Below are 9164 nucleotides of genomic sequence, written 5' to 3' on the forward strand. Positions count from 1 at the left end.
CTTTACAAATCGAGACGTGATTGGCAAGTTTTCTAACGCAGCAGACTTCACAGAAGCACTGGCTGGCTCGGTTGCCTACGATTATGCCGAGACCATCTGGAAAAAGGCTATTTTACCCGTATCCGATTCACCACCTAGATCAGTTGGATTCAAACCCATCAATCCAGATGGCTCGTTAATCAATTGCATCCCACCCGCACACCTATCTCCACTAAGTCCCATTGCTTACTTGCATGATTTGTTGCAGGTATCTTCAGAATCTACCTGCAAAAACCCGCTACCTAAAGATGTCAATCAAAATCAAACCTTAGCAGTTATTCTGGCAGACCATCGGAAATCATGGGATACCCTATTGGCAAGCAAAGCCAATCTGGAAGTTCCACTGCCATTGATTGATATCGTCAATGAATCGCTAGAATACATGGTTGCCAACGATGCGACCTCTGGCGTAATTTATAATACAGCAAATGACACCGTAGGCGGTCATGAATTAACTTCAACAACCAATCCCACAGGTGCCTTTCAACATCACCCAGAGACACTATTCGAGGCATTACCTGAACACTCTACCCCTGCCGTACCGACTGCTGAAAAAACTCCAGCAGAAACTGCTGAACAAACAGCCTACGAAAAATTAAAGAACGATTTCTCCTCGTGCTTGCTCCCCTATTCGCAGCCGTTAGATGTCTCGCGCACTTATCTAGAACAGTTAGGCACAAGTCGCTTTGCTACCATGCGCCGCTTCCGCGAAGAGATTACCGAATTTGTCCTAGACCCCACTAATGAAACTGCTGAATTTCAGAGCCATTTGTGGCGCTATCCGGTTCGGATCGAAACAGCGATCGAGTACCTCAAGATTACGCCAGAAGAATACACAGTATTATTTCAAGACAACATTACGATCGCCCCGCTAAGAGGGCGCGGAAGTCGGGCTGCGGCAGGAAAGACTCAGTTGTACACAGTATACGGTTTTGCCTCGCACGGATCCACAGACAAAACATTATGGACTAATGTTGTTGTGCACATATCTGAGTTTTTAGAACGAACTTGTTTAACTTATTGCGAATTCATTGAATTATGGAAATCTGAGTTTGTCAAATTCGGCTTAAAAAATAACCGACAAGGATTTCCCGATTGTGAACCGTGCTGTTTAGATAAGTACGTCATTGAGTTTCAAGACCCTAAAGACACTGAAGAAGATCTCAAACGGCTGGCAATTTTTATCCGCCTATGGCGCAAATTACAGGCAGTGCCAAACGCCGGATATACATTTACAGAGCTAAGCGATATCTGTAACGTGCTTAAATTGTTTGATGCTGAAAACAACGTCAACCCAGATTTTATCCGGCAGTTGGTCGCTTTTCAGATGTTCCGGGATGATTTCCAACTGAGGCTTACTGATGGTACGCCGCCTGTTGCAAATGCGACTGGTGCTGAGCGGCTCCACTTACTGGCATTTTGGGTTTCAGGGGCAACCAAGTGGAACTGGGCAATAGAACATTTGCTTTACCAAATCCAGCAATATTCTATTCATACCTATCATTGTCGTTGCCGGGAGCCAGAGTTTATCAAATTGCTCATGGACAACCTGAATTCGCTGTCAGCATTAGCAGGTTTTGACCCCAACAACTCTACTGATACCTGGCACGCCCACCCAACCCACACCCTTCGTTTTGCCGAAATCTTGGCAAAAATCTATGCCTCCGAATTTGGTGTTGGTGAATTGCTGTTCCTGTTTACTAATGATGAACATTTGCAAGGCGATGACCCCTTCCCGTTGCAACCTGCTAACGAAGCCAAAGATTCCCCTCTAAGCTTGCCAGATGACGATGAACAGAATTCGCTGTGGATGTTGCGCCAAAAACTGATGGCGGTTGAAGTGAGCACTGAACCGGCCCAACAGTGGACCTGGACGCGCATGGAAACCACTCTGCGAGACGAGTTTGGCTTTTCACCACCACCCGTTAGCAATCATTGGCTTTCACTGGGGCAGCATATCTTCCCATCGGTATTAGTAGATAGCGGTATTGCAGTCAGCACTGCACAGCGACAATACCGAGTCTCCCTGCCACAGCCAACTCCTATTTTGATGTGGAATACACCCCCCGCTGGTCCTTTCCAATATGATTTGACGGCAGAGGAATTGTGGACACAAATTCCCCTCACTGATGAAGCCGTGTTGGCTAAACTCAGCCGTATCCGGCAACTGACAATAGACGAACAAAATGCTGTGCGCGATCTCTACTTTTTACCGCGTGTAGATCTAGCACATTTTGCTTTTATCTTTAATAACTTTGGTGAAGCAGAAGAACAACTGATTCAGGAACCAGATGAAGCCAAACGCTGGGCATGGTTCCAGCAAGAGTTCGATCGCTTTTACCAGCGTTGTCAGATTATTGCTGAACATTTGGCCGCTCATACAGTGGATGCCACCAGTAGTCCCAATCTAGAGGGTACAGATATGGCAAAACTGTTGCTAAAAAACCTCTGGGCTGACGAGAATTTGGCAACCGCGCCTTGGGAAAATGACAACGGTGAAACGCCTCCCGTTACTTGGCGACCACAACCCAATGGCGGGGCATTTGCTGCGTTGTTAGGGCTAACCGGAACAGGAATGTTGGCGGAATACTTCGATTCTTCTCAAACTTTACGCTGGCGCGAATTACGCGGCGGTGTGGATGCTTTCGGCATGGAAGAAAACGCTTGGAATGCGCCGATTCCAACTATCCTGCCGTCAATGAGCTTCACCTTCTCACCAGAGCAAATGCGCTTTGCGGCTATTCGTAATGGGTTTGCTATGGCAAATACCAGCGGTGCAGCGTTAGGCGGGGCTGAACCATTCACCCTTCACTGGAAGGGCTTGTTGCTGATTGAACAGGAAGGTCAATATGGGTTTAGTGCCGGGGCGCCCTCTTTGGTGGGTGAAGTGGCTGATTTTGAGAAAGTCGATCAATCGCATCGTTGGCGTGTGACATTAAAGCGGGGTCAAAAAACCTGGGTGTTGCTCGCCCATGATTGGCCTAGCGAAGAAGCACCAGCCAATTGCTCAAAACCCATTGCGTTGAAAAAGGGCTTTTATGAGCTGAAGATTGAACTGGAACGCAAACCTTTGTTCTTCGATGGTCCGGAAGATGTTTGTCCGCAAACTACGGGTTTTCAGCTTAAGTACAACGGCCCGGATGCTGGCATGGACTGGTTGGCGATACCGTATGACAAACTGTTCCAGCCTCAGAAAAACAATACCTTACAGCATGGTATTAGACGCCTCAGTGGGGCAGCACAGGATTTTCTGGCGACACACTACACCAGTAGTGTGCGCGACATTCGGCGGACTTATCAGCGTGCGTTCAAAGCTATGCTGTTTGTCAGCCACCTCCATCTCTCGACTCAACGGATTTCTGACGGTGGACAGTCGGAACTGGGCTATATCCTTGCCCATCCGGTTAACTTTGCCGGACAGGCATACTATCGCAGTAATGGTGCATTCGTTACGCACAAAGCCAACTTCGATCCGAATTTCTTGCCTGTACTCGACAATTATCTAGCGCCACCTTTAGGACAAGACCAGCGGGTAGCCCCAACGCCTCAACGCCAACAAGCGATGTTTGATTGGTGGGAACGTCTGTTTGACTATACAGTGATGCGGAGGGAAACCGAGCGATCGTCAGAACAACCAGATTGGCTGCTGTTTCATGAATCTGCCGAATTGCATCCAGATAACCCTGCTGATTTAATCCGCCACATTGGGATTGATTTGCGGCACAATACCCTGGTGCTGCAATATTATTCGGCTTTTCCGGTCACGTCTGTAGAATTAGAGGATGATCGCTGGGCAGTACGGGTTTGGCAGTCAGAAAAATGGATTCGGGCATTATTGAAACGGTTTTACCCTAAAGATATCCGCGAAGCTCGACCCGACCTCTGGGCTTCTGATGACCCATCTGTACCGGAAACTGCTTTTGGGACTACAGAATCGGGTAATGCTAACCTGACCCAGTTTTATCGCAATGGTTGCATCGAAAATGGTGAACCACGTCGCTACAAAGAAATTAAACGCTTAAATGACTGGCTGCGCCAACGGGGCCGGGCAGCATTGGTGGCTTACCTGACGCACCTGAACCGGGTGTCCCTTCCCTGGGGCGGGTTTGCCACAGAAGCCAAGCACTTGAGTGAACTGCTGCTGCTCGATGTAGAAGTGGGACTTTGCCAAAAAGCCAGCCGCATTGAAGAAGCCGTCACTGCCATTCACCTGTTTGTTCAGCGTGCCCGACTGGGACTAGAACCTGAATTTATAGTATCGCCGGATTTTGTTTTGGTGTGGGAGCGGCATTTTGCCACATTCCGTGTTTGGGAAGCCTGCAAACGGCGGCTCATTTATAGGGAAAACTGGGTGGAATGGGATGAATTGCAAGCAGCGAAGCAAACAGAAGCATTTCAATTTTTAGAATCTGAACTGCGTAGCGCTGCCCTAACAATGCCAGTACCCGGAGGACTGACTTATTGGAACAGTTCACGTCCACCTACCCACCCAGGGATAACCCTCCTCCAACACCAGGAACCAGCAACCATGCAACTCCTCAACCCCGCACCAGAGGGACTAGGCTTGATGGGCACACCCGATCGCCATGCTCGCCCCAACTGGTTGGCACCTGTGCGTATTGAAAGCAAAGGTGATACTCCACAAGATGGAGGAGAAGGTGGAGAGGGCGGTGATATTCCCGTCCCTAGGCAAAAGCTAGTGGACAATCGTGAACAACAATCTACCGACGCTAACCTACCAATGTGGCTGCAAGCAGCCATCCGATTGGGCACAAAATTTATCAGGGTAGCGGCGGCAGGCATACCGCCAGCGACAACAACCTTTAAACCCAAGTGTGGTACATCAGAATCCTCTGCTTGCTGTAGTGTCTGTGGTAAGGTTCATCCGGCGTTGATGGATGAATATTACTTCTGGATTGAAGAGACGCAATACTACGACGAACAACAGCAAATCGCTGAATGGGGCGCTGTTGCCGACAATCCGCAAGAAAAGATTGTTGGTGATGCACAAACCGACTGGCATCGCCCAGACAAATTACCAGGTTTATTGCACTGGAAAACAAAGCCGATGGTTCACTTGCGTTGGTGTCGGGTTCATAATGGTGAATTTCAGCAACCTCGACAATCCTATGAAGGAGTAAGACTTAACAAGAATGCCAAACCAGAATTGGTCTTTTCAGGACGTACCGGTGATTCACTCTTTTTTGAAATCACAGGTGGCGAAGCACCCGTTGGATTCCCAGCACCACCGCCTCTAGAAACAGAGACCGAACCAGCACCTACTCCTCCCCCTGGTTTCCGGTACGATCTTGCGCTTGACGAAGCGCTTGTTTTGCCACAAATTGTGACACCTCCCATTCCAGATCCGATCGGCGGGTTAGCCGCCTTCCCCTTCTTTGCCTGGTTTGATCCGGGTGCACCCTTATTGCCCCCTTCGATGTTCAGTCCATCCATTGCAGTAGCTGGGCATCTACGAGCACATTGTTGCTTTGAAGCAGCGTTGAAATGGTACGAACTGGTCTATAACCCACTGATCAATGACAATACCTGGCATATTTGCCCACCTGACGACCAGGAAGGTGAGAACCCTGATAATCCAGGAGCTGTTCCGATCGAAGCAGTGGTCATTCAACCCACTGAAGAATGTTGCTGCCCCAGCGATCCGGTTTCTGATGCTGAGTTGAAGGAGCGAGCCATTCTACTGCAATATCTGGATACCCTGATGCAATGGGGTGATGCCCTGATACGAAAAAATACCCCAGAAGCTTTTCAGCAAGCCCGCCTGATTTTCGATACAGCCGCGAAAATTTTGGGAGCTACACCCACAACCGTATTGTTGAACGACAATGCACAAGCTACGTTCACTGTTACAGCCTTTCAATCGGCTTGTGCGCCTATCAATCCGCGACTGATGTGTCTCTATACAAGCGTTAGCGATCGCCTCGCTTTAATTCATACTTGCTTGAACGCAAAGCGACTCAAGAATGGTCGCCCAAACCTCGACATACCCTATTTTGGCAATAGCGAGATTCGGGATTGCTGGAAAACCACCCGAGAAATTTGTACTGACGAAAGTGACTGGTGCTTATCCCAAAGTCCCTACCGCTTTATGGTTTTAGTGCAAAAAGCGCAGGAAATGGCAAGTGATGTGCGTGCCTTTGGTAGTGCTCTACTGGCTGCCTATGAAAAAGGTGATGCAGAGTACCTATCAACCATGCGGACTATGCACGAGCGGCAGTTGCTCAACCTAGCTCTAGAAGTACGGCAACATCAATGGCGAGAGGCAGACTGGCAGGTGCAAGCTTTACAAAAGACCAAGGAAATTGCTCAGACAAACTTGCAATACTACAAAAATTTGATTGCGGTTGGGCTGATTGGTGGAGAATCACAATATGAACCACTGACAATTAGCTCAACCACGACTCGGGCTGCTGGTAACATTGCCGTAGCAATAGGACAGACTTTGAATATCATTCCCGATCCTTTCGTGGGTTTTCCTTCAAACTTCGTCAAATTGCCAATAGGTACAAAATTAAGCGCTATTGTTTCGGCATCTGGCACTATAGCGAATACAGTTGCCGACATTCTAAATACGATTGCATCATTAGGACTCACAAAAGCTGGCTGGGAACGACGCGAACAAGAATGGAAACATCAGGTGGATGTGATCACCATCGAATTAGAGCAAATCGAACGGCAAATTCTCGGTGCAGAGCGTCGTCGTGACATGGCGTTGCGTGAGTTGAATAACCATCAGCAGCAAATCGAAAATACTGCTGAAGTACACGACTTTCTGCGAGACAAATTTACTAACCATGGGCTCTATCTGTGGATGCAACAGGAAACTGCCGCAATGCATTATCAAATGTACGAATTGGCATTGCACTGCGCCCGACAAGCTCAACGTGCCTTCAATTTTGAGCGCGGGCACACTGCCCGACAGTTCATTCCAGCAGAAATTTGGGACAATCTCCACGAAGGGCTTCTATCGGGCGAGCGGTTGCAATTAGCCCTACGTCAGCTAGAGAAGGCGTACTACGATGAAAATGTCCGTGAGTATGAACTAACCAAGCATATTTCCTTGCGCCTACATTTTCCAATGGCGTTCCTGCAACTACAAATCACTGGCTATTGTGAGATTGAAATACCCGAATGGATGTTCGATCTCGATTATCCGGGCCATTATATGCGACGGATCAAGAACGTAACGATGACAATTCCGTGCGTTGTAGGGCCGTATACTGGCGTACACTGCCGCCTGACCTTGTTGAGCAGTAAAACCCGTGTAGATCCAAAACTGATCGAGCCACCTCATACTTGCTGCCACGACGAGCGTTGGAAAAATGGCTATCAAGCAATAGCTGACGATCCTCGCATTGTTTCTATGTATGGTGCTACTGAAGCGATCGCCACTTCCAGCGGACAGAATGACTCCGGTATGTTTGAACTCAACTTCCGCGATGAACGTTACCTACCTTTTGAATTCTCTGGTGTAGTGAGCCGTTGGCGGATAGAACTGCCGTTAGAAAACAATCACTTCGACATGGCAACATTGAGTGATGTAATACTGCACCTGAACTTCATGGCTCGTGAGGGGGGAGAAAATCTTCGTAAAACCGCTAACGACTGTGCACAACAAAATCTACCAGGTGCAGGTGTACGTTTCTTCGATGTGAAGCGTGAGTTTCCCGACATCTGGCATTCATTTGCTGGTGCCACATCTCATGTTCCAGCCGCCAAGCAACTGGGGATTCGGTTGAACCGGGATATGTTTCCGTATTTAACCGGCAACAAAAGGATCGGCGTAAAACGGCTGGAAATCCTTTTTGAAGCACCGGGAGCCGATCCTAGTGCCAACCACATTGTCGAGTTTTTGGTTGGACAGCGTATTGGTCAAATCAAGGAAGAAAAATGCGACTGCGATGTGCATAGCATTACCTGTGTAGCTGATGCTAAGTGGCCCGGACTTTTTCATGGGGTACTAGAAATTGATTTTGAAGCACTCAGTAAATTTGGCTATCAGGATTTAGGGGTGTTCAGATTTGCAATGGATGTGGGGGAAATTACAAATACCTATTTGTTCTGTGGCTACAATATTCTGTAATATCAGGTTCGGTCAATTGACCGCGATACGATCGACAGTTAATTAACATCCTGACGGGGTGACAACCCCGTCAAAACCCCGATTGAATCAAGGACATAGCCCTCAAACCCGTCTAAAAAAATGGCATTTTGTTAGGTCTAGCTCTGATTAATTCAGCAACTATTTCTTGACAAAACTTCATTCCAATCACCCAAGATTGACGCCAATAAACCAATCCAAAAGCTACTATGACGCCGTTCCGGTCGCCTGCATTCAGTCAACCGACTAATTTACTTACTGGAGTTTAGACTAAAAAACGATCGCAGCTAAAAGTAGCCGCCTTTTAACAGAAGGCAAGCTGTTGCTCAAAAACTCAAGGGGTAGAAGATTAAATAACTAATTTTGAAGACTTTTTGCGTCGAGAAACCCGTTTTTTCACAGTGGGATAGCACGGTGCCTTGGTACGTACCTTTCCTTTTTCCCAGCCGGGGGATTTTCCCCTCTGTTTAGGTAGTTTCGTAGGAGTACCAATGTCAATTAAAACCGACAACACTGATTGGGCAACACGTCCAGGAGTTAAATTAATCGTAGCAGATTGCCAAGGAAGTCGATTTTCGAGAACTAAATCCCTAGCCAGCCAGAGTTGCCAACTCATCAATGGCATTAAATCGCTCCAACGCTCAGATTGTTCAGGAGTTCTCAAGTTAGGCAATGTCCAATGTAATCGTTGCTTAGCAAACCGATACCAATGATCCACTCCAAAACGTCGTAAATATTTAAACCAAACAGTTTCTAAGGGTAGAGTTCGTTCTCCCACCCAAGCCAACCACAAAGGTGGAAACGGCTGACCATTTGACATGGGCTTCATTCTTAAGGGCGAGGATTAAATTGACTCTTTGTCCAGGGGCACGATAGAAATGTAAGTCAAGCCATTGCCTGACTCGGACTTGTCCCAACCCTGGATGGTAATTGCTCAACTAGGGGAAAAAAGGGAGCCATCAATAGAGAGAGCTTGTTGAATAGATTGATAAGCAGTTAAACC

At 47.7% G+C, this 9164-nt stretch carries 2 protein-coding genes; one reads left to right on the forward strand and one right to left on the reverse strand.

The window, feature by feature from the left end; all coding sequences use genetic code 11:
- Positions 1-16: 16 nt before the first annotated feature.
- Complete coding sequence (locus tag QUA50_RS22375; protein ID WP_333267059.1) at positions 17-8143, forward strand: Tc toxin subunit A-related protein; 8127 nt, start codon at positions 17-19, stop codon at positions 8141-8143.
- A 367-nt stretch (positions 8144-8510) separates the two neighbouring features.
- Here QUA50_RS22375 and QUA50_RS22380 read toward each other — a convergent pair whose 3' ends face one another.
- On the reverse strand, positions 8511-8981 hold the full coding sequence (locus tag QUA50_RS22380; RefSeq protein ID WP_333267060.1) for a hypothetical protein: 471 nt from the start codon (positions 8979-8981) through the stop codon (positions 8511-8513).
- Between the last annotated feature and the right edge of the window lie 183 nt (positions 8982-9164).

The sequence above is a fragment of the Microcoleus sp. M2_D5 genome, from assembly GCF_036701935.1.
Lineage (GTDB): Bacteria > Cyanobacteriota > Cyanobacteriia > Cyanobacteriales > Microcoleaceae > Microcoleus.

Bases quoted from the DNA above. Each gene is read 5' to 3' on its own strand.
- QUA50_RS22380 (WP_333267060.1), bottom strand. From the start codon at position 8,981: ATGTCAAATGGTCAGCCGTTTCCACCTTTGTGGTTGGCTTGGGTGGGA.